The organism is Mycetocola sp. Y442 (genome assembly GCF_056898615.1).
This window is the reverse complement of sequence record NZ_JBXHBV010000002.1, coordinates 632,645-659,520: the sequence shown is the minus strand read 5'-3', so window position 1 is coordinate 659,520 and position 26,876 is coordinate 632,645. Positions and strand designations below refer to the sequence as shown.

18 protein-coding genes are annotated in these 26,876 nt (G+C 65.4%); 5 read left to right on the top strand and 13 right to left on the bottom strand.

Features of this window, described 5'->3' with window-relative positions:
• Nucleotides 1-2: 2 nt before the first annotated feature.
• The 4 genes from AC1X6S_RS09660 to AC1X6S_RS09645 all read right to left on the bottom strand — a co-directional run bounded on the left by AC1X6S_RS09660 (nucleotide 3) and on the right by AC1X6S_RS09645 (nucleotide 5,229).
• Complete coding sequence (locus AC1X6S_RS09660; protein ID WP_483405537.1) at nucleotides 3-1,283, bottom strand: ABC transporter permease; 1,281 nt, start codon at nucleotides 1,281-1,283, stop codon at nucleotides 3-5.
• Entirely contained in the window at nucleotides 1,280-2,551 is a 1,272-nt protein-coding gene (locus AC1X6S_RS09655; protein ID WP_483405536.1) for an ABC transporter permease, read from the bottom strand. The genes AC1X6S_RS09660 and AC1X6S_RS09655 overlap by 4 nt, the downstream gene beginning before the upstream one ends.
• The gene (locus AC1X6S_RS09650) at nucleotides 2,548-4,062 is read right to left on the bottom strand and encodes an ABC transporter ATP-binding protein (RefSeq protein WP_483405535.1); all 1,515 of its coding nucleotides are present in this window, start codon (nucleotides 4,060-4,062) and stop codon (nucleotides 2,548-2,550) included. The genes AC1X6S_RS09655 and AC1X6S_RS09650 overlap by 4 nt, the downstream gene beginning before the upstream one ends.
• An 81-nt stretch (nucleotides 4,063-4,143) precedes the next feature.
• On the bottom strand, nucleotides 4,144-5,229 hold the full coding sequence (locus AC1X6S_RS09645) for a BMP family lipoprotein (protein WP_483405534.1): 1,086 nt from the start codon (nucleotides 5,227-5,229) through the stop codon (nucleotides 4,144-4,146).
• A gap of 273 nt (nucleotides 5,230-5,502) precedes the next feature.
• Here AC1X6S_RS09645 and AC1X6S_RS09640 point away from each other — a divergent pair, with 273 nt between their 5' ends.
• On the top strand, nucleotides 5,503-6,447 hold the full coding sequence (locus AC1X6S_RS09640) for a 5'-3' exonuclease (RefSeq protein WP_483405533.1): 945 nt from the start codon (nucleotides 5,503-5,505) through the stop codon (nucleotides 6,445-6,447).
• Here AC1X6S_RS09640 and AC1X6S_RS09635 read toward each other — a convergent pair.
• Complete coding sequence (locus tag AC1X6S_RS09635; RefSeq protein ID WP_483405532.1) at nucleotides 6,444-7,559, bottom strand: mannose-1-phosphate guanylyltransferase; 1,116 nt, start codon at nucleotides 7,557-7,559, stop codon at nucleotides 6,444-6,446. The genes AC1X6S_RS09640 and AC1X6S_RS09635 overlap by 4 nt on opposite strands.
• Nucleotides 7,560-7,835: 276 nt before the next feature.
• On the opposite strand from AC1X6S_RS09635, the gene sdhC reads away from it, so the two are divergent.
• From sdhC to AC1X6S_RS09615, 4 genes are read left to right on the top strand one after another with little or no spacing between them, the layout of a single operon-like run.
• Nucleotides 7,836-8,168 (top strand): succinate dehydrogenase, cytochrome b556 subunit, encoded by a 333-nt coding sequence (sdhC, locus tag AC1X6S_RS09630; RefSeq protein ID WP_483405892.1) that lies wholly within the window; start codon nucleotides 7,836-7,838, stop codon nucleotides 8,166-8,168.
• 15 nt (nucleotides 8,169-8,183) lie between these two features.
• A complete protein-coding gene (locus AC1X6S_RS09625) occupies nucleotides 8,184-8,630 on the top strand; it encodes a succinate dehydrogenase hydrophobic membrane anchor subunit (RefSeq protein ID WP_483405531.1) in 447 nt (148 codons plus the stop codon).
• 28 nt (nucleotides 8,631-8,658) lie between these two features.
• Nucleotides 8,659-10,461, top strand: coding sequence for a succinate dehydrogenase flavoprotein subunit (sdhA, locus tag AC1X6S_RS09620; protein WP_483405530.1), 1,803 nt, complete (start codon nucleotides 8,659-8,661; stop codon nucleotides 10,459-10,461).
• Between the two features lie 2 nt (nucleotides 10,462-10,463).
• Entirely contained in the window at nucleotides 10,464-11,225 is a 762-nt protein-coding gene (locus AC1X6S_RS09615) for a succinate dehydrogenase iron-sulfur subunit (protein ID WP_483405529.1), read from the top strand.
• An 88-nt stretch (nucleotides 11,226-11,313) separates the two neighbouring features.
• On the opposite strand, the gene AC1X6S_RS09610 is transcribed toward AC1X6S_RS09615, so the two are convergent.
• The 8 genes from AC1X6S_RS09610 to AC1X6S_RS09575 all read right to left on the bottom strand — a co-directional run bounded on the left by AC1X6S_RS09610 (nucleotide 11,314) and on the right by AC1X6S_RS09575 (nucleotide 26,857).
• Nucleotides 11,314-11,721, bottom strand: a complete 408-nt coding sequence (locus tag AC1X6S_RS09610) for a hypothetical protein (RefSeq protein ID WP_483405528.1) — start codon at nucleotides 11,719-11,721, stop codon at nucleotides 11,314-11,316.
• 52 nt (nucleotides 11,722-11,773) lie between these two features.
• Entirely contained in the window at nucleotides 11,774-13,408 is a 1,635-nt protein-coding gene (gene ptsP, locus AC1X6S_RS09605; protein WP_483405527.1) for a phosphoenolpyruvate--protein phosphotransferase, read from the bottom strand.
• 49 nt (nucleotides 13,409-13,457) lie between these two features.
• Complete coding sequence (locus AC1X6S_RS09600; RefSeq protein WP_483405526.1) at nucleotides 13,458-15,749, bottom strand: transglutaminase TgpA family protein; 2,292 nt, start codon at nucleotides 15,747-15,749, stop codon at nucleotides 13,458-13,460.
• On the bottom strand, nucleotides 15,746-17,146 hold the full coding sequence (locus tag AC1X6S_RS09595) for a DUF58 domain-containing protein (protein WP_483405525.1): 1,401 nt from the start codon (nucleotides 17,144-17,146) through the stop codon (nucleotides 15,746-15,748). The genes AC1X6S_RS09600 and AC1X6S_RS09595 overlap by 4 nt, the downstream gene beginning before the upstream one ends.
• A 9-nt stretch (nucleotides 17,147-17,155) precedes the next feature.
• The gene (locus AC1X6S_RS09590) at nucleotides 17,156-18,124 is read right to left on the bottom strand and encodes an AAA family ATPase (RefSeq protein WP_483405524.1); all 969 of its coding nucleotides are present in this window, start codon (nucleotides 18,122-18,124) and stop codon (nucleotides 17,156-17,158) included.
• A 53-nt stretch (nucleotides 18,125-18,177) separates the two neighbouring features.
• Nucleotides 18,178-24,018: an Ig-like domain-containing protein gene (locus AC1X6S_RS09585; RefSeq protein ID WP_483405523.1), complete on the bottom strand. Its 5,841-nt coding sequence runs from the start codon at nucleotides 24,016-24,018 to the stop codon at nucleotides 18,178-18,180.
• Nucleotides 24,018-25,439: a serine/threonine-protein kinase gene (locus AC1X6S_RS09580; RefSeq protein WP_483405522.1), complete on the bottom strand. Its 1,422-nt coding sequence runs from the start codon at nucleotides 25,437-25,439 to the stop codon at nucleotides 24,018-24,020. The genes AC1X6S_RS09585 and AC1X6S_RS09580 overlap by 1 nt, the downstream gene beginning before the upstream one ends.
• Nucleotides 25,440-25,561: 122 nt before the next feature.
• Entirely contained in the window at nucleotides 25,562-26,857 is a 1,296-nt protein-coding gene (locus AC1X6S_RS09575; protein WP_483405521.1) for an FHA domain-containing protein, read from the bottom strand.
• Nucleotides 26,858-26,876 lie beyond the last annotated feature (19 nt).

Sequence of the window (26,876 nt, the reverse complement as noted above, 5' to 3'; positions counted from 1 at the left end):
GGTTACGCCTTTACGTATGGTTTACCGGATGCTGCTGGCCCTCGTGCGTGCCCAACCAGGCCGGCGACGGCGAAGATGGTCACGACGTACGGGAGCATGAGGAGGAACTCGCTCGGCACGCCGGAGCCGATGGCACCGAGCACGTTCTGCAGGTTCGTGGCGAACCCGAACAGCAGTGCGGCGAGTGTCGCACGGATGGGGTCCCAGTGGCCGAAGATCACCGCAGCGAGGGCGATGAAGCCCGCGCCGGCTGTCATTTCCTTGGTGAATCCGCCGACGCTGCCGAGGGTGAAATACGCGCCGCCGAATCCGGCGATCGCACCGGCGAGTGCGACATTCCAGAACCGGGTGGCGTTGACCTTGATGCCGACGGTGTCTGCGGCCTGCGGGTGCTCACCGACGGCCCGGAGCCGGAGGCCCCACTTCGTGTGGAAGAGGGCCCACCAGACGACGAAGACGGCGATGTACATGAAGTAGATGATGACCGTCTGGCGAAACAGCACCGGCCCGAGGATCGGGATCTCGCTGAGCAACGGGATGCTGATGCGCGGGAACCGCGGCGGCGAGTTGAACAGCGGGGTGTTGCTCGTGAGCACCGTCGAGTAGAGGAAGCTTGTGAGCCCGGCGACGAGCACGTTGAGCACAACACCGACGATGACCTGATCCACGATGTACTTGATGCTGAACGCCGCGAGCAGGAAGCTCACGAGCACGCCCGCCACCATCGCGGCGATCAGCCCGACCCACGGATTGCCCGTGACGGATGCCACGAACGCGGAGAGGAAAGCGCCGGCAAGGAGCTGGCCCTCGATGGCGACGTTGACGACACCGACACGCTCGGAGATCACGCCGCCGAGAGCACCGAAGATGAGCGGGGCGCTGAGAGCAACGGTTCCGAGCAGCAGGCCGGTAATCGGGATGGTCTCGCCGGCAGCGGCCCAGGTGAGGAACGCCCACATGAGCGCGGCGGCGAAGACGATCGTGAGCCACAGCGGCACGCGTTTGGCCTGGCTCGACAGCCAGGTGGCGTATGCCGTGATCGCGAGGAGCAGGACCACAACCACAACGCAGGTCAGTCGTGTCGGTGCGTCGATCACCGGCAGCTGGATGACATCTGCCTCGCTCGACAGGCGGAAACGGCTGGTGCCGTCGCGACCGTTGACCACGAACAGGAGAATGGCGATGAGGGTGAAGATCGCGTACGCGATCGGCGTCTTCCAGCTCTTAATGGTCGCCGTCTCGAGGCTGGCGGAGACGGATTCTTCAGCGGTTGTCGTTGTCACTTCGCCGCCACCTCCTGTGAAACGTTGAGCTTCAGTCGCTTCGGTGCGCCCTGCTTCGGCAGGAAGAACACGGCGCGGATCAGCGGTGGTGCGGCAATGAACAGCACGATGAGAGATTGCACGACGGTGACGATGTCGATCGGGATGCCTTCGGCCGCCTGCATCGCGAACCCTCCGGCCTTGAACGCTCCGAAGAGAACACCAGCGGCGAAGATCCCCAGCGGGCGGCTTCGACCGAGAAGCGCAACGGTGATCGCGTCGAAACCGATCCCGGCGTCGATACCGGCCGAGAAGCCCGTTGTCACGGTTCCGAGCACCTGCATCACACCGGCGAGACCGACGAGCCCGCCGGAGATGAGCATCGCCTGGACGTAGGTGTTCTTGACGTTGATACCCGCGACGCGCGCGGCGTTCGGGTTCTCACCGACGGCACGGAACTGGAACCCGAGACTCGACCGGTTGAGCAGCCACCAGGCGAAGATCGTCGCCGCGATGACGAGGAGGAATCCGACGTGGAGGTTGTAGCGCGGGCCGAGGAGCTCGGGGAAGATCGCGGTCTCGAGCATCGCGGGAGATTTCGGGTTGACCGAATCGGGTGCCTGGAGCAGGCCGGGGGTCCGGAGCATCCACGAGATCAGGTAGAAGGCCACGTAGTTGAGCATGATCGTGAGGATCACCTCGTGGGCACCGGTGCGGGCCTTGAGCAGACCGACGAGCCCTCCCCACAGCGCCCCGCCGACGATACCGGCGATCACCGCGATAGCGAGGTGCACGCCCCACGGCAGCTCGAAGGAGAATCCGACCCAGCCGGCGCACGCGGCGGCAATGAGCATCTGCCCGCGTCCGCCGATGTTGAACAGGCCGACGCGGAAGGCAATCCCGATACCGAGCGCCGCAACGATCAGAGGTGTTGCGAAGGTCAGCGTCTCGGTGAACGGCTTGATGCCGTCGAGGAAGGAGTCACGTCGGAAGTTGTAGATCGAGCCCTGGAAGAGCGCGCCGTACGCGCCGGACACCGCGTTCCAGATCGCCGCGAACGTGTCGCCCGGTGCGGCGAAGAAGTAACCTGCTGCCTCCTGCACGTCTTCGTTGGTGACGGCGATGAGCACGGCGCCGATGATCAGGGCGAAGAGAACGGCGAGGATCGAGATGACGACGTTGCCGTTGAGGATGTCGTTGAGGACCTGATTCGCGCGCGGCGCGTCGGGCCTCGCCGACCGCTGGGGGGTGTTGTCACCCGGCGCGGTTGGTGCGGTGGTCTCGCTCACGCGGCAACTCCAGCCGGGGTTTCGCCCGCCATCATGAGGCCGAGTACGTCCCTCGGGGTGTCACCGGGGACGATGCCGACTATGGAACCTCTGTACATCACTGCAATCCTGTCTGCCAGAGCGACGACCTCGTCGAGCTCCGTTGATACAACGATGACCGGGATGCCGGCATCGCGAGTCTCCACCATTCGCTTGTGCACGAATTCGATGGATCCGACGTCGATTCCCCGCGTGGGTTGCGAGGCAACGAAGAGTTTGAGGTCACGGCTGAGCTCGCGTGCGAGCACAACCTTCTGCTGGTTACCGCCGGAGAGCCTGCCAGCGTGCGTGGTGATGGACTCGGCGCGAATATCGAACTCGTCCTTTTTCTCACGCGCGAATTCGGCGAGGTAACCGAGCTGGAGGTTGCCTCTCCGAACGAAGGGCGCAGAGTCGGCGCGGTCGAGCATGAGGTTCTCGGCGATCGTGAACTCACCGACGAGACCGTCTTCGGTGCGGTCCTCAGGAACGAACCCGACGCCGGCGTTGAGGATTCTCCGGACGCTGAGCCCGGTGAGCTTCTCGCCGTTGAGGGTGATGCTGCCTGTGACGCGCGGTTGCAGACCCAGAATGGCCTCGGTGAGCTCGGTTTGGCCGTTGCCCTGGACCCCTGCGATCGCAAGAATTTCGCCGGCGTGCACATCGAAACTGACGTTGTTGACGACTTTGAGCCCCTGAGGGTCGATCACATCGAGGTTCTCGACGACGAGGCTCGCCGCTCCCGGGTGCGCGGGTTCCTTGTGCACGGTCAGCTCAACGGCACGGCCGACCATGAGCGCCGCAAGTTCGGAGTTTGATGCCGTTGGCGATGCTTCGCCGACCACTTTTCCGTGGCGGATGACGGTGATCCGGTCAGCGACCTCCCGCACCTCTCGCAGTTTGTGGGTGATGAAGACGATCGAGGTGCCGTCGGCTTTGAGCTGGCGCATGATGCCCATGAGCTCGTCGGTCTCCTGTGGGGTGAGCACAGCCGTCGGCTCGTCGAAGACGAGCACCTTCGCATCGCGGGACAGCGCTTTGATGATCTCGACGCGCTGCTGCACACCGACGGGAAGGTCGCCGACGAGCGCGTCGGGGTCGACGTGGAACCCGAACCTCGCGGAGATTTCGCGCACCTTTGCGCGGGCGGCGTCGAGGTCCAGTTTTCCGGCGAAGCCGGTCTGCTCGTGTCCGAGCATGACGTTCTCGGCGACGGTGAAAACGGGGATGAGCATGAAGTGCTGGTGCACCATGCCGATGCCGGCGCGCATGGCGTCACCGGGGCCCTGGAAGTGCTGGACGACGTCGTCGAGAAGCACATGGCCTTCCTCGGCCTGGTAGAGCCCGTAAAGCACGTTCATGAGCGTGGATTTGCCGGCGCCGTTTTCGCCGAGGAGGCAGTGGATTTCTCCCGGCTGGATGACCAGGTCGATGTGGTCGTTGGCAACGAGAGAACCGAACCTCTTCGTGATGCCGCGCAGTTCGAGCTTCATGGGTGAATCCTACGTTCATGCAGAGCGGGGAGACCAGCCGAAGCCGATCCCCCCGCGCTGGGAGTGGGTTGAGCCGAATTACTACTCAGCCGCAGGTGACGACGGCGAGTTGACCTCGATGGACCCGTCGATGATGCCTGCCTTGATCTCGTCGAGCTCAGCCTGCAGCGTGTCGTTGACCTTGCCCTCGAAGTCGTGGAACGGCGCGATGCCGACTCCGTCGTTCTCAAGCGTCCCGACGTACGGGGTCGCGTCGAACGCGTCGTCGCCCGCTTCGAGGACGACGTCGTTGACGCCGGACTTCATCTGCTTGAGGATCGAGGTCAGGAAGAGCTCGTTGCCCGAATCAGCGGTTTCGTAGAGGTCAGCGTCGACACCGATCATCGCGACATCCTTGCCCGAGTCGTTGATTGCCTCGATGGCGCTGAGGAAGATCGGTCCACCGACCGGAAGCAGAACGTCTGCGTCCTGCCCGATGAGCGTCGTCGCCAGCTGCTTGGCTGTGTCATTGGCCTCGAAGCCGCCGGTGAACGAACCGGTCTGGCTTTCGACATCCCAGCCGACAACCTTGACGTCGGTCCCCTTCTGGTGGTTGTAGTACTCAACACCCTCGGCGAAGCCATCCATGAAGATGGTGACCGTCGGGAACTGCATTCCACCGAAGGTACCGACGACGCCGGTCTTGGAGTAGTCCGCCGCCGCGTAGCCGGCGAGGAATGCCGCCTCGGCCGTGTCGTAGATGATCGGCTTGACGTTGTCAGCCTCGATGGAGTTGTCATCGAGCATGATGAAGTTGACGTCGGGGTTTTCCTCGGCAGCGGCCTTCGTCGCGTCGGCGAGGGCGAAGCCGATGGTCGCAATCAGGTCGCAGCCCTGGTCGACGAGGCTGGTGATGTTGGGAGCGTAGTCATCTTCGGTGTCGCTCTCGACCTCTTTGATTTCGACGCCGAGCTCGTCAGCCGCCTCGACCATGCCCTCATAGCTGGACTGGTTGAAGGACTTGTCGTCGAATCCCCCTGCGTCAGAAACGATGCAGGGAAGGAAGTCGGATGCCGCCTCGTTCGAGTCGCCGCTCTCGGCGGGCGCCTGACCACAGCCGGCAAGCAGGGCGATAACGCCTGCGCTGGCAAGGCCGACAAAGGCAGCCTTACGGGTGTTGATTGTCAATGTATCCTCCAGGATGCTGCCCTGCGGGGCTCGCGAGGGCGGGTATCCGCCACGTTACCGAAAGTATTCAGCCCACGACGCCGTGAGCATCTCTCGAAACAGAAGCGTTACATAGCTGCTCCCGTGAGCCTAAACGGAACCCCCCGTGCGAGGTTCGTCGTGCTCTTATGAGCATCGATGAGCGCGGATGCGCACAAATGTGCAGCGTTGGGACTGTCGCGCAGGGACGCCCGGATCGCCTCTGCCCGCATCGCACCGTGCCAGAATCGACTCATGACCGGACCATTGATGCTCCTCGACACGGCCTCCCTGTATTTCCGTGCATTCCACGGACTGCCTGACACCCTCCGCACACCGGACGGCACTCCCATCAACGCCGTGCGCGGGCTTCTTGATTTCATTGCGAAACTGGTCACCGAGTACCCGCCGGCCGAGCTCATCGCGTGCTGGGACGACGATTGGAGGCCGGGGTGGCGGGTCGACCTCCTTCCCAGCTACAAGGAGCACCGCGTCGCCGAGGTCGTGCCAGGCGGACCGGATGTCGAGGAGACACCGCAACTTCTGCTCGCCCAGATCCCGATCATCAGGCAGGTCCTCGACGCCTTCGGGATCGCCGTCATCGGCGCACCCGAGCACGAAGCCGACGACGTCATCGGCAGCCTCGCGACCCAGGCAACCGGCCCCGTCGACGTGGTCACTGGAGACAGGGACCTGTTCCAGCTTGTGGACGACGCCAGGGGCATCCGTGTGATTTATACCGCGCGCGGAATGAGCAAGCTCGAGGTCGTCACCGAGAGCGTTGTTCGGGGTAAGTACGGGGTTGAGGCCTCCCAGTACGCCGACTTCGCCGCCCTTCGCGGTGATCCCTCTGACGGATTGCCGGGCGTCGCCGGCGTCGGCGACAAGACCGCAGCCGGCCTGATCGGGACCTTCGGCGATCTCGACGCGATTATCGCGGCAAGCGCTGAACCCAATGACGGGATGTCCGAGTCGGTCAGGGCAAAAATTCTCGCCGCCGCCGATTACCTGAAAGTTGCGCCAACCGTCGTCGGCGTCGTCCGCACCCTCGACCTGGAGGTCCCCGAGGCGAGCATCACCCCACTGCCGATTGAAAAACTGGCTGCAGCGAGGCAGCTCGCGGTCGACCTCGGCCTCGGGGGCGCGGCGGACCGGGCGCTCAGCGCGCTCGGCAACGACGTCACCGCGACAGAGCCCTAGAGGACGTCGTCGCGGCCCGACAGCTTGAGGGCGTCGACAACGCTCTTCACCCGTTGCGCGTTTGCGCTCGTGGTGACGAGCAGTGCGTCGGGGGTGTCAACGACGACGATGTCCTTGACGCCGATCAGGCTGATGATCCTGGTGGTCTGGCTCACGACGATCCCGCTGGACGAGTCGGAGAGGATGCGTGCGCTTTCGCCGAGGATCGCGAGGTCGGTCTTGCGGCCGCCGGAGTTGAGCTTGGCGAGCGAAGCGAAGTCTCCAACGTCGTCCCAGTCGAAGTGACCGGGAACCACGGCGAGACGGCCAGCCAGCGCCGCCGGCTCGGCGATCGAATAGTCGATGGCGATCTTCTCGAGGTTCGGCCAGATCTGGTCGACGGCGGGGCCACGGAGGGCGGGGTTGTCCCAGACCGCGGCAAGCTCCATCAGTCCGGCGTGAAGCAAGGGCCTGTTGCGCGCAAGCTCCTCGAGGAGCACATCGGCGCGGCTGATGAACATACCCGCATTCCAGAGGTGCGCGCCGCCGGCAAGGTACTTCTTCGCCGTGGCCAGATTGGGCTTCTCCACGAATGAGTCGACAAGAAGCGCAGAATCGGCTCCGACAACATCGAGGGTGCCTCCGCTGTGGATGTAACCGAATCCGATGGCGGCTTCGGTCGGCTGGATGCCGATCGCGGTGATGTATCCCGCGTCGGCGGTCGCAACCGCCTGAGTGACGGCGGAACGGAAAAGGCGGTCACCACGGATGACGTGGTCAGCCGCGAACGAACCGATGATCACATCGGGCTCACGCTTCATGAGAATCGCGGCTGCGAGACCGACCGCCGCCGTCGAGTCACGCGGGTCGCTCTCGAGGACAACGTTGTGGTCTGTGAGATTGGGAAGCTGGGATTCGACAGCCGCGCGGTGCGACCGACCGGTGACAACCATGATGCGCTGCTCACCGGAGAGCGGTGCGAGCCGGTCCCAGGTGGCTCGCAGCAGCGTGCTGCCCGACCCCGTGAGGTCGTGAAGGAATTTGGGCGCGTCTGCACGGGAAAGCGGCCAGAGCCTGGAGCCGATACCGCCGGCGGGAATAACGCTGTAGAAGCGCTCGAGAGGACTGGTCATGAGGCCCACATTATCGTGAGCGGCTGAAGGAGCCCCTGACTCCTCCCTTTTGTCTTGATGTCGAGACACTTAGGTTCGCCTAACCGGCGAACCGGCGACGGTGAACGTAGACTGTCAGAACGCGCCGTTGTGACGCACGACCGCCGAAGTCGGTGGTTTCTTGGCTTCGATCAGGGAGGGCCGTTCGTGTCAGTGCAGACTGAAAAAAGAACACCACCATTGAGCACGACCACCTCCCGACGCCCGGCAGGAACCCTGTACCGGGGCAGGGAAGGCATGTGGTCGTGGGTTCTGCACCGGATCACCGGTGTGGCGATCTTCTTCTTCCTCCTCGTCCACGTCCTCGATACCGCGCTCGTTCGCGTGTCGCCCGAGGCGTACAACGCGGTCATCGGCACCTACCAGACGCCGATCATGGGCCTCGGCGAGGTCGCACTCGTCGGCGCGATCGTGTTCCACGCTTTCAACGGTCTGCGCATCGTGCTCATCGACTTCTGGCAGAAGGGCTCGAGGTACCAGAAGGTGATGTTCTACGTGGTCATCGCGCTCTGGGTCATCACGATGCTCGGTTTCGTGCCCCGCCACCTCATCAACGTCTTCAGCCACTAGAAAGGGGAGAACCTCATGTCGCAAACAATCGAAGCTCCCCGCACCCCGGTACGTCCCGCCCGCAAAAAGGGAGTCAACTGGGAAAAGTGGGGCTGGATCTACATGCGCGCCTCCGGCGTGATCCTGGTCGTCCTCATTTTCGGCCACCTGTTCATGAACCTCATCGTCGGCGACGGCGTCAAGGCAATCGACTTCGCGTTCGTCGGCGGTAAATGGGCCGACCCGTTCTGGCAGTGGTGGGACGTCGCGATGCTCTGGCTCGCGCTCATCCACGGCGGTAACGGCATGCGGACCATCGTGAACGACTACGCTCGCGGAAAGATGACACGCGGCATCCTCAAGGGCGCGATCTTCGCCGCCGTCGCCATCCTCATCCTCCTCGGAACCCTCGTGGTCTTCACCTTCGACCCGTGCCCCGTCGGCCAGCCCGCCGATCTCCTCCCCTCGTTCTGCGCCGCGTAACGAACAACTGAACATTTTGGATGCATCTGTGACTCAGGACCCAAGCGACTCCACCATCATCGATGGAGTTCACTACCACCAGTTCGACATCGTCATCGTTGGCGCCGGCGGCGCCGGCATGCGGGCGGCGATCGAGGCCGGCCCCGGCGCGAAGACCGCTGTGATTTCCAAGCTGTACCCGACGCGCTCGCACACCGGCGCGGCTCAGGGCGGCATGGCTGCGGCCCTCGCCAACGTCGAAGAAGACAGCTGGGAGTGGCACACCTTCGACACGGTCAAGGGTGGCGACTACCTCGTCGACCAGGACGCTGCTGAGATCCTCGCGAAGGAAGCCATCGACGCGGTCATCGATCTGGAAAACATGGGCCTCCCCTTCAACCGGACGCCAGAGGGCAAGATCGACCAGCGTCGGTTCGGTGGCCACACCCGTGACCACGGCAAGGCTCCCGTCCGCCGAGCCTGCTACGCCGCCGACCGCACCGGCCACATGATCCTCCAGACGCTGTTCCAGAACTGCGTTCGCCTCGGCATCAACTTCTTCAACGAGTTCTACGTGCTCGACGTCATCATGAGCGAGGTCGACGGAGTCGAACAGCCTGCAGGTGTCGTCGCTTACGAACTGTCGACAGGTGACCTGCACGTGTTCCACTCGAAGGCGACGATCTTCGCCACCGGTGGATTCGGCAAGATCTTCAAGACGACCTCGAACGCGCACACCCTCACGGGCGACGGCGTCGGAATCATCTGGCGCAAGAAGCTCCCGCTCGAAGACATGGAGTTCTTCCAGTTCCACCCGACCGGGCTCGCCGGTCTCGGCATCCTCCTCACCGAGGGCGCCCGCGGCGAGGGAGCCATCCTCCGCAATGCGAGCGGCGAGCGGTTCATGGAACGTTACGCCCCGACCATCAAGGACCTCGCTCCCCGCGACATCGTCGCGCGCTGCATGGTCAAGGAAGTGGCTGAAGGCCGCGGTGCCGGTCCGAACAAGGACTACGTCTACCTCGACTGCACCCACCTCGGCGCCGAGGTCCTCGAGACCAAACTCCCCGACATCACCGAGTTCGCCCGCACCTACCTCGGCGTCGACCCGGTCACCGAGCCGGTGCCTGTGATGCCGACGGCGCACTACGCGATGGGCGGCATCCCGACCAACAACAACGCAGAGGTGCTCCGCGACAACACGACCGTCGTTCCCGGCCTCTACGCGGCCGGCGAATGCGCCTGCGTCTCGGTGCACGGCTCGAACCGGCTCGGCACCAACTCCCTGCTCGACATCAACGTTTTCGGCAAGCGAGCCGGAAACAACGCTGTCCAGTACGTGCAGACCGCCGAGTTCCTGCCGCTGCCCGAGGATCCCGCCGCCTTTGTGCGCGAGATGATCGAGGGCATGCGCAGCAACCCGGGAACCGAGCGCATCTCGGTGCTCCGCAAGGAGCTCCAGGAACAGATGGACATGAAGGCGCAGGTCTTCCGCACCGACGAGTCGCTCTCTGAGGTCACCGACACGATTCAGCACCTTCGCGATCGGTACATGAACGTCGGCGTCCAGGACAAGGGTCGCAGGTACAACACCGACCTGCTCGAGGCCATCGAGCTCGGCTTCCTGCTCGACCTCGCCGAGGTCGTCGTCTACTCCGCCCGCAACCGCAAGGAGAGCCGTGGCGGCCACATGCGCGACGACTTCCCCGACCGCGACGACGAGAACTACATGAAACACACGATGGCGTACCTGACCGGCGACCCGCACTCTTCGGATGCCGCCGACCACATCCGCCTGGACTGGAAGCCCGTCGTGATGACCCGCTACCAGCCGATGGAGAGGAAGTACTAGACATGTCAACAGCCACTCTTGACGCTCCGGCACCGGTGGACGACGCCCTGAAGCCGTTCATCGTCACCCTCATCGTTCGCCGGTTCGACCCGGAGATTGACGACGAGCCCAGGTGGGTCGACTATGACGTCGAAATGTTCTCGACCGACCGCATCCTCGATGCGCTGCACAAGATCAAGTGGGAACAGGACGGGTCACTGACCTTCCGCCGCTCCTGTGCACACGGTATTTGCGGTTCGGATGCCATGCGAATCAACGGCCGTAACCGCCTGGCGTGCAAGACGCTCATCAAGGACCTCGACATTTCGAAGCCGATCTACGTCGAAGCGATCAAGGGACTTCCGCTCGAGAAGGACCTCATCGTCGACATGGACCCGTTCTTCGAGTCGTTCCGCGAGGTCCAGCCGTTCCTGATCCCGTCCTCGAAGCCGGGTGCAGGCAAGGAGCGGATCCAGTCCGTCGCCGACCGCGCTCGCTTCGACGACACGACCAAGTGCATTCTCTGCGCAGCGTGCACCTCGTCCTGCCCGATCTTCTGGACCGATGGCCAGTACTTCGGCCCGGCAGCGATCGTGAACGCGCACCGGTTCATCTTCGATTCCCGGGATGACGCCGCCAAGGTTCGCCTCGACATCCTCAACGACAAAGAAGGTGTCTGGCGTTGCCGCACCACCTTCAACTGCACGGATGCCTGCCCCCGCGGCATCCAGGTCACGCAGGCGATCGCAGAGGTCAAGCAGGCGATCATGCGCGGCAAGGCGTAACGCTCGACACACTCCTCGAAACCCTCGCTCTTGTGAGCGGGGGTTTCGTCGTTGCCGCGTCCCGATGCCCCGTTGAGCCCGATGCCGGTTAGGCTGATGCGCTCTCGTCGGTCCGGCTGAGCACCCATCGCACGCCGCCTCTGGCGAGCATGAGAACGATGATCAGTGCGGTCACTTGAAAGAAGCCGCCGAGACGGACGGCGTCGCCGAAAACCAGGGCAACCAGTTCAAGCACCACGAACTTGCTCCCCGGCAGCACGAGCAACAGGGTGATCGCGCTGACGACTCGAACCCGAAGAGTGTCAGCCGACCGGATCCGCGCGACGATTTTCTTCTTCGCCCTCAGCACGACCTCAAGGACGACTTTCAGGAGGACCGCCGTCAGGAACGCCAACAGGAACGTTTCGGAGATGACGTCGGGAAACAGCTGGATGAACATTCCCAGCACCACGAGATAGACCAGGACGTCGACGAGATCTACGGGGCGGATCCGCATGCGGCGAGTATATCGATCGCACCCGGATTCCCTCTCTCCCGTCCGCCCGACGTCAGTCGCGGACGCGTGCCCGGGCTTCAGCGCCCGTCGACGCGCCGAGCGCGGCAACCGCGAGCGCCCTGGCATGCTCGAGCGTGTGCTGCCGCAACTGGGTGCGCACCGCGTCGAGTGCCGACGGCGCCATCGACAGGCTGGAGACTCCGAGCCCGACGAGGACAACGGCGAGCATCGGATCTGCCGCCGCTTCCCCGCACACCCCCACCGGGCGGCCTGACTGGGTCCCCGCATCTCCGAGCATCTTCACCAGGCGAAGGACCGCCGGGTGCCACGGGTCCGAGTATCCGGCAACAGCGGCAAGCCTGCGGTCAGCCGCGAGTGTGTACTGGGTGAGGTCGTTGGTGCCGATCGACACGAAATCGGCGATCCCGAGCACCTGCCCCGCCATGAGCGCGCACGAGGGCACCTCTGCCATCACGCCGGCAACACGGATGCCGAGGGAGCGCGCGAGGGCGACGAAGTATCCGGTCTCATCGGCATCCGCGACCATCGGAGCCATCACCCAGACATCGGCATCGGTTTCGGCGTCTGCGGCGGCCAGGGCAAGGAGCTGGTCGCGGAGCACGGTTTCATGCGCGCGAAGGGCACGGATGCCGCGGACCCCGAGTGCCGGGTTCTCTTCAGCGCCCGTTCCGAGAAAGGACAGCGGTTTGTCGCTGCCGGCGTCGAGGGTTCGTACGACCACCCGTTTGCCCTCGCACGCCTCGAACAGCCGCCGGTAGACAGCCTGCTGTTCAGCCACTGTCGGCGCGGTGCGCGCACCGAAGAACAGGAACTCGGTGCGGAACAGCCCGATCCCCTCAGCGCCCTGCTGGAGGGCGGCTTCCGCCTCGTCCGGGCTGCCAATGTTGGCAAGCAATTCGATTCCGGTGCCATCGGCGAGGGTGCCAGGCCCGACCGGGACGGCAACCCGTCGCGCCAGGAGCCGTTCACGTGACGCGGCGATCTCCTCCGCGGTCGGCGCCACGGTGACGGTTCCCTCCCCCGCGTCGAGGAGCACCGTCGCCCCGTCGTCGATCCCAGCGGCATCCGCAACACCGACGACGGCGACGATCCCCTTCGACCTCGCGAGAATCGCGGTGTGCGACGTTGGCCCTCCCCCGAGCGTGACGAGCCCGAGCACCTGCCCGATGTCGAGCATCGCAGCGTCTGACGGTGCGAGGTCCCTGGCGAGGAGAACGAATGGGTAGTCGACGCTGGGAACACCGGGCGGCGCGACACCTCGAAGCTGTGCGATCACACGCTGGGAGACATCGGCGACATCGACAGCGCGGTCTGCCGGGCTGCCTCCCATCGACAGCAGCAATTGCCTGACGCTGTGGAACGCCTCGAAGACCGCCCGTTCCGCGGTGGAACCGGCATCGATCCTGGATCGCACGTCATCGAGGAGCGCGGGGTCCTGGGTCATCATCGCCTGTGCGTGAATCACTCCCTCGGCTTCGCCGCCCGCCCGTCCGGCACGATCCGTGAGATCGGCAGCGACGGTTGTCAGCGCGGCCAGCGCCCGCGAATACTCACTGTCGGCGTCGGTCGTCCGCCTCTTCTCATCGGGCTCGGACAGCGGGTCCGGCATTCGGACGACGGGTCCAATCGCAATACCCCGGCCGACTCCAGTGCCGCGCAGCAACATGTTGCACCTTTCTCCGGTGCATCCGACCCTACCTCGCCCGGGCTCCCGGCTACGGTGCCGAACGGCGGGGCCTGATCCTGAATGAGCGCAGGGAGGTCGCCGCCCTGAGGCGTTCGCGGCGCGTGCGGGCACGGCCGAATGAGCGTCGCAGATCGTCGACGGCCGTCCACACCAGATCGGCATCCTCGTCGCTCGGCTTCTGAACGGAAAACGTCGCGCGGTCTGCGACGGATGCCAGGGCGACGGCCCGCTTGCTGCCTGTCGCCGCCGCCACCTCCCGCCGGGTCGCCGACGGCGGCGGTTCGACGCCGTAGTCAACAGCGGTGTCCTGAAACTCCTGCCAGCCGGCGCGAATGCGTTCCGACGGTGTGCGGCGGGAGCGCCGGAGCGCGCGCCGCCTCACCTTTGCCGCGATCACCGTGAGGAAGGGCGCGGCGATCACAGCGGCAACGAGAAGGAGTACGCCGATGACCTGTGCCGCCAGAAGAAGGGCCGCGAGCAGTGGGTCAAGCGGTTCGTCCTCCTCGTCGAGGCTGTCCTCGGCGGGAATCTGCTCGGTGTCGGCGTCGCGTTCCTCGACGGGTGGCTGAACGACGGACTGCGGCCGGGACACAGTGGTCGGCTCATCCGGCTCCTTTTCCGGGATCTCCCTGACCGGCGGGGTGGTGTCGACCGTCAGCCAGGTACCGTCACTCGACTGCACCTCGATCCACGCGCTGATGTCATCGCCCGACACTGTCACTGTCGCGTCCTGCCGGACCGAGGGCTGGAACCCGACGACCACGCGGGCCGGGAACCCGAGCTGGCGGGCCATGAGGGCGGCGGCGACCGAGTACTGCTCCTCATCACCGACCATCGGTCGCTCGGTGAAGAGCGTGGTGATGCGGTCGATGCCGTGCCCGGACAGGCTCGTCGGCTCGTTCTCGCCGATGCCGTGGCTGATGTATCCGTCGCTCTTGAGTCCCTCGATCATCGCGACGAGCTTGGCCCCTGCGCCCGAAATCCCCGCGGTGTACGCGTCCAGCCGCTCGGTCATGGCGCGGGGCAGCTCGATGGCGCTTCCGGTGCCCGCTGCACCCGGCCGGATCCTGACGAGTTCGGTCAGGGATGGGGCCTGGGCGACAACGGATTCCAGCTGGTAGCTGTCCGCTGGCGCGAATCCGCCGACCACCGCTGAGCTTCCCGTGATGTCGTTGTAGAAGAATGAATTGGCCAGCCCCGCAGCGCGTGGTCCGTCGAAGTCGATCTGCCTGAGGTGTCCAGCACCCGGCACCCAGATCGAGGAGTAACCGGCGATCGTCACATCGAGGGTGACGATCCGGCCGCTTGCCTGCTGGTCGAGGCGATACGGCACCCGGACAAACGTCCCAGAGCCTGCCGTCACGTCCTCCGTCCCCGCCGAGAAGACGACGCCGTCGTATGTGTCGAGCGTCGCCATCCGCAAGCGGCCGCCCTCGGGAAGGCCGGCAACCGTGAGCATTTCCATCCCGGCGGTGTCGGGCTGGTGGAAGCTCCGGAAAGCGGAGAGCGGGCTCGGGTATGCGCGTGGATCGAATGGTTGCTCGATGTGCGAGCGAACCACCTGGCGTTCCGCTGCCGGTGGAAGAACGGATGCCATGACGGCGCCGCCGCACGCTGCGAGGGCGATGATCACCGCAGCGCTCACCCCGCTCACGATGGCGGCGCGGCGACGCTCCCGTGACGACGTGCGAACAGCAGCGACAGCATCCGTCTGATCGGCCTTGCCCGGCGACTGCCGGCCGATCCAGACCAGCCAGACCAGCGTGATGACCGCCACCGTGAGTCCGAGCGGCACGGACTCCCAGCCGATCTCCCCGCCGAAGACGATGCCGAGCACGCCGAGGAGCAGGGGCAAGGCAACGGCGAATGCGGGCCGGCTGGTCCTCACCGCGATCGACAGCGTGATCACCGTCACGGCCAGGATGCTGACGAGCGGCGGAATGAGCAGTCCCTGGTACGCCCCGACCGGAAGCAGGATCGTGACCAGTTGTTTCCAGCTCCGCCCCGTGCCGACAACGAGGTCGACCAGCCCGTGCCAGGTCGGCAAAACGCCGAAGAGTGTCTCATCGGGGAGCGCGAGCGGGACCCCGACGAGCAGGTACATCAGCACGCTGATGAGAACGACGGCGAAGCCAGGCAGCCGCAACCTCCGGGCGATGAGGACGATCGCGACGCCGAGGGCTGTCGCGACGACCGCGACGAGCACGAACCGCGTCACCTGGTAAATCGGCCACCACAGTGCTGAGGCCGCGGCGACGGCGAGGACGGTGAACGCGGTGTTCCACAGCACGTTCCTGGTGGCCTTGCTGAGACTTGTCACGCCGTGGTTCTCGCCATCGCCTGCTGGAGGTCCTCGAGGAACCCGATGGTCAGGACAGACAACTCACCGGCGGTCCGGAAACTTGGCACGATCTCGGGGTCGCAGACAACGGCGATGACCTCGACGCCCGCGGGGAAGTGCCGAGACGCCTGTCGAAGAGTCGCCGGAGTCACCGCGGAACCGCAGACGAGGAACGCGAGCGAAATGCCCGCGATCGAGTCCGCGGCGACCCTGGCGAGGTCGGAGACGTCCAGGGCTGTAGCTCCCGGTTCTACCCTGCTGAGATCGTCGAGCAGCCGCGACGGGCTGATTGCGGCGAGAGTCTTCATCGCGAACAGCTTGCGCCGCGCGAACTCGGGTGTCGACTCGCTCGCCACGACCGAGACCGTTCTGGCGTCACGAATGGCGCGCACCCCGAGGGAACCGGCGACACTCACGGCCATCTCGAAATCATCCTCGCCGGAGTAGTCGCTCTCGGCGAGGCTCAGCGCCACCATGAGATGGCTTCGCCGCGTCTCTTCGAACTGCCGCACCATGAACTGTCCGGTTTTCGCGGTGCTCTTCCAGTGAATCGACCTGCGCTCGTCGCCCGGCATGTACTCACGGATGGCGTGAAAAGAGACGTCTGTCGCGGTGAGGTCACGCGTGGGGTTGCCCTCAAGGTCGCGCACGAACCCGGTGCTGAGACTCGGTACCGGGATGGTCCTGGGGTGTACGAACAGGTCGGTCTTCTCCTCCCACTGTTTTTCGCGCCTGACCAGTCCGAGCGGATCGGTCCGGACGACCCGGACCGGGCCGACGGGGATCACGCCGCGGTGAATGCCTGGCACCGTGAACACGTCCTCGAACGTGCTTCCCTGGCCGAGCACCGGGATCTGAAATGCGGCGATTTCCTCGCCGACAGGCACCTCGAGTCGGACACCCGGCAGCAGCCGTCGCGACGGGTTGTGGACTTCGACCTGCACGGCCGCCCGCTCGCCCGCGGTGATCCGGCTGACGGGCAGCGTCAGCGCGGCCTCATGGCTCATCCGCCCGATGAGGAAGAGAGCCGCGACCGCGAGCACAACAGCACCTGCCCACGCGCCGGCGACGAGTTCCTGCCAGCCCAGGCCGTAGCCGGTGAGAAACGCGAGCACGACGCTCGTGATGACCGCCCAGCCCAGCGGGGTGACAACGTCCGTCACGCTGATCCAGCGGGCGAACACAGTGCGGGCAGCCCGACCGAACCGAACCGCACCGACCACGCCTTCGGCCAGCACTCCTTCTCTCGAGCCGACGAGTCGCATCCTCGCGTTGTGAACGTCCGGTTGTGCCGGTGCGACGGCCGACACCGCTCGCGATGGTTGGATCTTCTTCTGTGCGGCCGTCACCTCCCTGACGCCGCCCGGACCGGCCACGCCGCGGTCCTAGGCCGCAGCCGCGTCGCGCGGTGGTGGGGTATCGATGAGGACCTGGGCTATCACGTTCGACGGATTCACCCCGTCGAACTCCGCTTCGGCGTCGAGGATGAGCCTGTGCGCGAGCACAGAGTCCGCCAGCGACTTGACGTCGTCGGGGATGACAAATGACCGGCCGGATGCCGCAGCGAGCGTTTTCGATGCACGCACCAGGGACAGCGCCCCGCGCACGCTCGCCCCGAGCCGCACCTCTGCGGCCTGCCGCGTGCCCTCAACGATCCTCGCGACGTAGTCGTGGAGTGACGCGTCGACGTGCACTGTTGTGGCGAGTCGGGTCATCTCGGCGATGGTCGACGCCGGAACAACCGGAGTCAACTCCACCGCTTCCGATTGGTCTGAGCCCTCGAGAATCCGGATCGTGGACTGGTGGTCCGGGTAGCCGATCGACGTCTTCATCATGAATCTGTCGAGTTGCGCTTCCGGCAGGCGGTAGGTGCCGGCCTGCTCGACCGGGTTCTGCGTCGCGATGACCATGAACGGGGTGCCGACGGGGTGGGTGATCCCGTCAACGGTGACGTGCCCCTCCTCCATGACCTCGAGCAGCGCTGACTGGGTCTTGGGGCTTGCGCGGTTGATCTCGTCGGCCAGCACGATGTTCGCAAAGATGGGGCCGCGGTGAAAGTCAAAGCTCCCGCTGCGCTGGTCGTAGATGCTCACACCGGTGATGTCACCCGGCAGGAGGTCCGGCGTGAACTGCACGCGGCTGGCGACACCGGCGATGCTCTCGGCCATGGCGCGGGCCATGGAGGTCTTTCCCGTGCCTGGCACGTCCTCGAGCAGGAGGTGCCCGCGGCTGAGAAGCACGACGAAGGACAGCCGGATCACGTGATTCTTGCCGAGGAGCACCTGCTCGACGTTCTCGACGAGCTGGTCGCACACGCCCGCAAACCAGGTGGCCTGCTCGGATGTCATTGTCATCTGGGTTGTGCCTTTCGTGATGCCGCGGTTCACGCGGTGTTCCGTCGACTCCATCATGGCCTGAAGAAGGATTTCTTGTAGTCGACCTCGTCAACCTTTACAACGACCTCTATCCACACCTGGCTATCGGCGGGATGTGCGCTCAGAACACAAGTGTTCCCGGTCCGGGTCCCCGTGATTGTCGCGTCGTTCACTGCCCCGCACGAATACGAAACAGGAAGTGGACCGTTATCAGGATCGGCAGCCCAGCTCCACGTGGCAAGGGTCGCATCGTATGACAGCGCTGACGGAGTCAGGCTGATCGATGGCTCCGGCGCCGTGTCCAGCGATACCGGCCCGCAGGCCTGGTTGCCCCAGGTGTTGCACGCACGGATCTCGAACGACACGGGCTGGCCGAAGCCGAGTCCGAGGAGCTGCCGCGGGTAGCCGGTTCCGCTGAACGCCATCCAGTTGCCGCTGCCGGGAATGCTGATCTCGTAGGTGAAACCGACTGGCGTGACAGACGTGACGGCATAATCGCGTTCGGTCTCAGTGGAGTCGGTGAACCGCATGGTCCCGGTCACAGAAACGGCGCCGGGCAGAGGCCGGACAATGTCGGTTTTCACCTCGGTTGCCACACACCCGGCCCTGTTGTATCCCCAGACCACGAACGAGTAACCCGAACCTTCGTTGGTCAGGTTGTCGAAAGTGTGGCTGAACGTCCCTGGCGAGACGGCAACGACGTCCTCGATGGCGCCACCTGTTGTGGGTGCGGACACTTTCCCGGGCGGCGGCGATGACACCGTGCAGGCGTTGGGCGGCGCTGAACCGGAACTCAACCGCCCGACGAAGTATCCACCGATCGGGTCCCCGTTTCCGTCGAACTCGCTCCAGCTGACTGTCGCGCTGGCACTCGCGGCGTCACTCGATACGGCGATTGCGCCGCCGCGAGGAGCACCGAAGGGCTTTGCCGAGTCCGAAGCGGCATTCCAGGTGGTGAGCGCCGGAATCGCGTCGTTGCGGGCGGACACCGAGAACTCGACGCTCGATCCATTGCTGAGACCGCCGATACGCGTGGAGCACGTCGATGAGCACGAGGACGCGCTGACTTCACCACGGGGTACTCCCCCGACGGTCACCTGGTAGCTCCGCACATCGCTGCCCTGCCCCGGCCGCGGAACCGCGTTCCAGCTCAGCAGCAGGGCCCCATCGAGCGGCCTGGCCGACAGGCCGGTCGGGGCGGCGGGGATGACGTCGGACCAGACCGGTTCGACAAATCGGACCGGGTCTGACTCGCCCCTCGCGTTACGTGCGCTGACCTCAACGCGAACCGCGTTCGCCTTGCCGTTCCCCGCCGTAGGGACCTCGCACGACGTGGATGCGCAGGTCGTGACACCGAGCGATGTCTGGGTTCCTGCCCTGAACAACTCGACGTCGAAGCCGGATAGGGGTGAGTTGTTGGCCGCGCCCGGCGTCCAGCTCAGCGAGATTTTCCGATCGCCGAATCCGGTCACACGCAGGTTGGACACAGGGTCAGGGCGGTCCTGGACCGAGATTCGTACCGCGCCCCAGGTGTACCGCGCCGGGTCGCCAGTGGCATCAGCAACCTGGTACTGGAGTGAGGTGTCGATGGCGGCGGCATCCTGTGCGACGGTGACCGTCAACCGGGAATTGTCTGCGCTCGGCGCGACGCTGACCCCGGCGGGGAGGTTGCCTCCATCCAGGCCGCGAACCGCGACCACGCGGAGCGGTGAGCCGGGGAACGGGTTGGTTGCGCTGTCGTTGGCGAGAACGTCGACCGGTGTCGACGTTCCCCGCTGGGCGATCACCGTGTCGGCGGCCGGCACAGCGAGCGGCCGCGTCGACGGCACGACGGCAAGCTGGATGCGACCGGCCACCCCGTCATTCACCGCGTCGCGGACACCGATGAGAATGCTCGGCGATGCGCCGCGCTCGATGTCGGCTGCAGCGGTCACCGTGAGTTCCTGCCCCCGGATCGACACAGTGAACCCGGACGGACGTGGGTCAAACACCCGGTATTCCAGTTCGTCCACATCGTCTGTGTACGGATAGGTCGTGAGCTTGACCAGGTCGATGGTCTTCACCTGGTTCGGCTCGAAATCGATCGAACCCCCGGTGAAGACGGGCGGCTGGTTATCGCGGGACGCCACCTCGATCGGAAGAACGAGCGTTGCGACCTTGCCGTTCGGATCGCTCGCGCTCTCGCCGTCCGTGACCTCGAACGAGATCGACGCCGGCCCGAAATACAGCTCGGTGCTCGTGTATCGAAGTGTTGACGCGTCGACGACGAGGTCAGAACCATCGGAGTTCGTCGCCCGCACCCTGGCGGCATCCGTCAGCCGCACCGTCTTCCCTGCGGCCGCGATGACATAGTCGTTGAGCGCAATAACGACGGGCTCTCCGCTGACCACACTGATCGGTTTGATTCCAGGCCGCAGCTGCGGCAGGGCGGCATCGAGCCCTGGCACCCAGATGAACGCGAGGGCACCAACCGAGGGATCATCGGGGTTGCTCACCCGGAACGGCACTATTTGCGACTCGGTGCTGAGCGTCACCCGCACCCGCTTGGACGGCGTCACCGAGGCGAGCTCGCTGAACCCCGTCGGAACTGAAACGTCGAGTTCCGAGGCCGGTCCGTCCGCCCAGAAGACGTTCTTCAGGACGTTGACATCGATAACCACCCGATTGCGGATGTCGTCGATGGTAAGGACGACGTCGGATGCGATGGGGCGCGCGAGTGGGGCATCGTCACGGGCGACCACGGTGAGGAAGTTACTCGAGGTGTTGCCGCCCTCATTCTCGATCTCATAGATGAAGCCGTACCGTCCCTCCCCCTTCGGAACGGTCACGCGAACCACGTCGCCGTCGATGGCCGCGGTCGCGCCCTCTCCCGTCGGTTCGACACCGATCACGGTCAGCGCGCCGCCGTCGGGATCTGAGTCGTTCGCCAGCACGCGGACGGCAACAGTGGACGCCGGTCGGGTGAGCACCTCATCAGGCGTGGCGACGGGCACACGGGAGCCATCGAGCTTGGCGCTGATCCCGATTCGCACGAGTCCCGTCGCCTGTTTTCCGAGAGCGTCGACGACCGTGTACTCGAAGCTGTCGGTCCCCGCCGAGTATGCCCCCGCCTCATAGTCGAACCAGTCGTTTCCGGCGCCGACGACGGCTCCCTTGCCCGGGTTCGAGCTCTGCCCGATGAGCTGAACCGAGTCCCCGTCCGGATCTATCCCCGTGAGCGGAACGGAGATGCGGACGCGTTCGCCCGAGAACACCCGGGCGACGACGGTCTTGGGCACTGGCGCCGCGTTCGAGACCATGTCGGCTTCGCGCACGGTGAACGTGACCTGCGCGTCGGACCATTGCCCGTCAGGTGCCGTCGTCCGATAGACCGCCGTATAGTTTCCCGGCGTCTGCGGCGCGAGGTACCTCAACATGTTTCCCGAGGTGAAGAGCAGCCCACCGCGGTCGGGCAACGGACTCGCGAGCTCGGCCGCGAGCGTCAGCGGGTCGCCCTCAGGGTGAGTGTCATTCGCGAGAACAGGAACATCAATGGCATCGCCGACGCGCACGGAAACGGTATCGGGAAAGGCCACCGGCGGTTGCCGCTTGACCGGGTTGGGGATCTCCACCACGGTGACCGTGCCATCGGCAACGGCAACACCGTTCGACACGCTGTAGTTGAACGAGAGCGGAGCCTCGAGCGGCGCGGTCAGGGTGATGCGCAGCATCCGCTGTTCGAGGATCTCCACCCGAACGCCGGAGAGCGGCGCGATATTCGACACCCCGGTCAGGACCAGGACGCCACCGGCGGGGTCGAAGTCACCGGCGAGCACATCGACGGTCTCGCTGCTCTGCTCGCGGACGAACACCGTGTGTGGAACAGTGACCGGCTTCGCCCCGGCGTCGGGCGGGGCGATCACCTGGATCCGGACGACCCCTGTTGCTGTCACGGTCCCGTCCGTGACCGAGAAGTCGATGTGGTGGGTGCGCGTCTCGGTGCTGGTGAACCGAAAAGTCCCGCTGTCGTAGTCGGGGGTGATCGTCGCGCCGTCCTTCGCCGGCACGTTGGCGAGCCGAAGCGGACCGGAGCCGCCGCGGGCGTGCACGAGCGGCGCGACCTCGACCTCGCGACCCGCAAGCGCGATGACGGGGAACGATTCAGCGATGATGGGGACGCTTCCCGCCGGTGCCACGGTGACCGCGAGGGTGCCGGTGCCGTCGAGTGAGCCGTCTGACACGACAAGGCCAATCTCCTTGAGCGTGCCGCCGAGGCCCGCGTCGGTGAAGATCACTGTGCCGTCTGGCGTGTGCTGGACGAGGTCGGGAGCAGCAACACTCGCCTGGGTCAGGTAGAACGGGTCACCGTCAGGGTCGACCCAGTCGCCGAGGACGGCGAGCGACAGCCGGGCCCCGCTCGCAACCGACGCCTTGGTCGTCCTCATCTGGGCCGGCACTGCATTCTCCGTCGGTTGGCGAACCGCAACTGTGACAGTGGCCGTTGCGGTTCCGCCCCTGCCGTCTGAGATGGTGTAGTCGAACTGGTGGGTGCCTGTCGCGCCCACCGTGAGCGTGACCTGCAACTGCTGGGAGTTGTTGACGATATCGACCCGCCCGGCGCTCTCCGGGAGCGATGTGACGGAGTCGATCATCAGCACGTCACCGTTGGGGTCGAAGTCGTTCAGGAGAACGAGCAGCGGCGATGTCCTTCCTGGCCGCGCGCCGAAGTCGTCGGCGACGGCCGTTGGCGGCTGTTGCGTCTCGTCGTATTCGGGGGGCGTGTCTTCGTTGTTGTCCTCGACCGTGAGCTCGTCATCGTCGAGGGCGACGAGATCATCCCAGTTGTCGATCACCCGGTTGCCCGCCTGAACCGCCCAGGAATTTCCGCCGACGACGTCGTTGAGGAGCACGTGCGCACCATTGGGCTGGAAGACGAGGTTCGCGGCCGCGGAGAGCCCGTCGATCTGCGCTGTGTCTGCGCTGCCGTCACACTCGGTGAATACCGACCCGTCCGACCACGCGCCGTACGCGCAGTCCCCGGCGATGATCGGCCGGGTCGCTGCTCCCGCCGCCCCGGCTCTCAGCACGGCTACATCGCCGGAACCACGCGGAACCGCGACGATGCCACCGTCGAGTCCGACCAGGACGCGGTCACCCGACGTGGACGGATGCTGCAGCCTGGCACCTGTCGCATCCGGAAGCTGCACGGTTCGACCATCGAAGCTGATGCTCGACTCTGCCTCGTCGAGCAGAACAAAATCCGGGCCGACGGAGCTCAGCTGCACGCCACCGGTCGGCTCGGGAACCTCGGTGACGTCAGTGGCCGCGTCGGAGTCCGCCGGCACCCGATAGACGCTGCTGGTTTCCGGCGCGAAGACGAACAGGTCCCCGTGCGCATTGACCGACGTGACGGCATCCGCCCCGAGAGAAAGTGCCGGTGCTGACTCAGCATCGAAGGTCGCGAGGTCGACGAGCGGGACGAACCAGATGTCGCCGCCGGACTCGACCACCAACCGCTCGGTGCCGAGGGCAACCTCGGTATCGCCCGGCGGCAGAGGGACGCTCTCGGTGACCTCGGAGGTCGTCGGATCGATGATGTCGAACGAGCTGCGCACCCTGTCGACGAGGAGCACTGTCTCTCCGGACTGCAGCACCTCGATCTGCGACGAGGTTGCGCGGACCGCTGTGTTCAGCTCAAAAACCTGGGTGTTGGCGCGGCCGATGGCCTGTCGCTCCTGGTTGACCACCCAGACCGCACCGTCGCCCAGATCGAGTTGTTGTGCCCGGTATCCGTCAGAGATCACCGCAGCCGTCGCAATGAGGGCACAGATTACGGTGCCACTCGTCAACGTCGCGATGAGCGACCGGCGCTTGCGAATCCAGGCCCTGATCATCAGCCGGATCCAGTCGGCACGTCGACGCACTTCTCGCTGCTCGACGGACCGAGAGCACCGTCCCGCATCACCCGCACCGTGATGCACGCACGTTCGCCCGGCTCGGCGTCCACGGTGAATTCGGTGGATTTCTGGATAGATGCCGCGCCGTCCGGCATGCGGATCTGGAAGGAGTCCCTGTCTCCGATTCCCGGGTCTGGCCAGCTGAACACCACGCTTGACCCGCGAAGGTCTGCGGCAACATTAGCGACCGTCGGGATGGCGTCGGATGCCGCGGTCCTGATCAGGACGAAGACCGTGGTCACGGCGAGGAGCACAACGAGGACACTGCAGATAACGATGGCGGTCACAAAAGCGGGGCCGTGCGTGAGCGGCGCCTGGCCCCCCGAGCTTCGGTCAGCGACGGGCGTTGACCGGGAGTCCCTGGCCGCGCCGCGGGTGGCGCCGGGGCTCTGGAAAGCGTCTTCGGCCGTGCGACGGCGCCGTCTGCCGGGATCCACCGTGCGGATCGAGTGGACGCGGGTGCTGTCGGCGTTGTCCACCACTGCGGCCTGCGCCCAGGCGTGAACGGCGACATCTGGCTGGGTTTGGGCGAAGCCGAGTTCGGCTTCAACGCCCTGCAGCTCGCGAATGAACTCCATGGCGGACTGCGGACGCTGCTCAGGACGCCGCGACATGCTGCGGGCCAGGACGCGCTCGAGCTTGTCCGGAACGTCTGTGCGGCCGAGAGGCTCTGGCTTGCCCTTGCTCGCACGGGAGATCAACGACGCCGAGGAGTTGTCCTGTCGCGGGGTCTCGAACGGCGCCCGACCGGCGAGCAACGAGTACGTCGTCGCTGCGAGTGAAAACACCTCGCTCGCGATCGTTCCGTTCGTCTCACTGTGCAGCACTTCCGGCGCCGACCAGGGGATACTCATTCCGACTGTGTCGTCGATCACCGACTCGCCGAGGGTTCCAGCGATCCCGAAGTCGCTGAGCACGGGGTTGCCGTACGCGGTCATGAGAATGTTGGCCGGCTTGATGTCGCGGTGCAGCACACCCGCCTGGTGCGCGGTCTCGACGGCGCTGGCGATCTTGATGCCGATGCGAAGGGCTTCCGAGACCGACAGGGGGTCATCACGGTAGGTCTCGCCGATCGTCGCCGAGCACAGTTCCATCACCAGGTATGGCCGACCGTCTGAGGCGACCCCCGACTGATAGACGGTGAGGATCGCCGGATGAGGGCTCAGCTGCGCCATCAGGTCTGCCTCCGCCTGAAACATCCGGCGCACTTCCACGTTGACGTACTCGGAGAGCATCACCTTGACGGCGACCTGTCGGCGCGGGCTGTCCTGTTCGTACAGGAAGACATCGGCGAAGCCACCTGAACCGAGAATCCGCACAAAGGAGAAACCCGGGAGAGCGGGAGGCAGTGATGGCAAGCGGCGCAAATGGTCCTCCCAATCTGGAAATTGCGCGTCGAGAGGACGGCTCACGGGCACAAGGAAAACAACTACCGCAATCCCCTCGGCCTCTCTCCCATTCTAGGGAGAAACCAAAACTTCTATACCCCCGGCCAGGGGGGCAGTATTTCGATGACGTTGCCGTCGCCGATGTCGATAAACGTGCCTGGGATAACGACGACGCTCTCACCGGCGCGCAAGCGCTGCCAGTGGCTCTGCGGTGCGATCACCGACGTACCATTGGTCGATTTGAGGTCGGTGGCGACGATGGAGTCGCCGATCTGCTTGATCTCGAGGTGCGTCGCAGACACCGACTTCGACGCAGAGACAACGGGAACGAGGCGTGACGGGTCCGGGAGCGGGATGCGGGGCTGCCGTGGGTTTCTGCCGAAGTAGTGCACCGCGTCCAGCGGGTACGCCTGGCCACCGTTGATGCGGAAACCGTACAGGAGGGTTTTGGGGTCATCCGGCACGAGCGGGGCTTCGCGCAGCACCGTCTCGTCCTCGATCGGCGGTGCGATGTCGCGGCGAAGCACCGTCTGGCCGTCGTGGCGCATCTGGGGATCGTCCTGCGCCTTCACTCGCTGGACCGGCGGGCGAATGATGGTGTCGGTCTCGGCCGGCGAATATTGCCTGGCTGCAGCGGGACGGTGCGTCAGGGACGGCGTGTCGGCCGGGGGCGCTGACGGGGATGGTGGAACGGGCGGGAGTCCCGCCGCCGCAGCGAGAGAAACATCCGCTGGCGTAACCGATGATGCGCCTGGCGCGGCTGCCGGCACCGGAGCAACCGGCGCAGGGACTGCTGAAGCGTCAGGGGCCTGGGCGCCCGTCGGTGTCGCGGTCGTCTCGGTCTGAGCTGGACTCGGGGCGGGAACGGCGTCATCCGTCGGCGCTGCGGCAGCTGACCAGTCGATCCGGTTGGCGACGATGACTCCGGCCCCGAGCGGGAACGACACTCCCCCGGCGGGGGAACCGGAACCCGGGGAGAGCGCGCCAGTGGCGAACGCCGAGACACCGGTGACCGAGTCACGCAACCAGGCCTGACCGGCCGGAGGGGCGATGCGCTGCCACTCTTCATTCACCCGCAGGTCGAGCACCCCATCGCCGTGGACGAGCAGGGTGAGCGATGATCCGCTGTCGCCCTCGTCGGCGCGCTCGACGACGACGAAGGACGCAGGCGCTCCGTCGCGCGTGTTCGGCACTGTGGCTGTCACTTGATCGAACGTCGCAGAACCGCCGTGGACCAGGGCCCAGAGGGCCTCGACCACAGTCGGCTCCGACGGAGTGCGAATCGCCACGAGTATCGAGTCTCCGGCGATGTAGATCCACGGCTGGCCCTGGTTCGTCATGGCATAGCGGTAGTCCGGTCGTATGCGTGTGCGCTGCAGTGTCGTCACTTCGTCCCTCAAACCGTCT

What these genes read in the sequence shown, in the direction of transcription:
- AC1X6S_RS09585 (WP_483405523.1), bottom strand. Translation starts at nt 24,018, where the DNA reads ATGATCAGGGCCTGGATTCGCAAGCGCCGGTCGCTCATCGCGACGTTG.
- AC1X6S_RS09610 (WP_483405528.1), bottom strand. Translation starts at nt 11,721, where the DNA reads ATGCGGATCCGCCCCGTAGATCTCGTCGACGTCCTGGTCTATCTCGTG.
- AC1X6S_RS09625 (WP_483405531.1), top strand. Translation starts at nt 8,184, where the DNA reads ATGTCGCAAACAATCGAAGCTCCCCGCACCCCGGTACGTCCCGCCCGC.
- AC1X6S_RS09640 (WP_483405533.1), top strand. Translation starts at nt 5,503, where the DNA reads ATGACCGGACCATTGATGCTCCTCGACACGGCCTCCCTGTATTTCCGT.
- AC1X6S_RS09590 (WP_483405524.1), bottom strand. Translation starts at nt 18,124, where the DNA reads ATGACAATGACATCCGAGCAGGCCACCTGGTTTGCGGGCGTGTGCGAC.
- ptsP (WP_483405527.1), bottom strand. Translation starts at nt 13,408, where the DNA reads ATGTTGCTGCGCGGCACTGGAGTCGGCCGGGGTATTGCGATTGGACCC.
- AC1X6S_RS09615 (WP_483405529.1), top strand. Translation starts at nt 10,464, where the DNA reads ATGTCAACAGCCACTCTTGACGCTCCGGCACCGGTGGACGACGCCCTG.
- sdhC (WP_483405892.1), top strand. Translation starts at nt 7,836, where the DNA reads ATGTGGTCGTGGGTTCTGCACCGGATCACCGGTGTGGCGATCTTCTTC.
- AC1X6S_RS09650 (WP_483405535.1), bottom strand. Translation starts at nt 4,062, where the DNA reads ATGAAGCTCGAACTGCGCGGCATCACGAAGAGGTTCGGTTCTCTCGTT.
- AC1X6S_RS09635 (WP_483405532.1), bottom strand. Translation starts at nt 7,559, where the DNA reads ATGACCAGTCCTCTCGAGCGCTTCTACAGCGTTATTCCCGCCGGCGGT.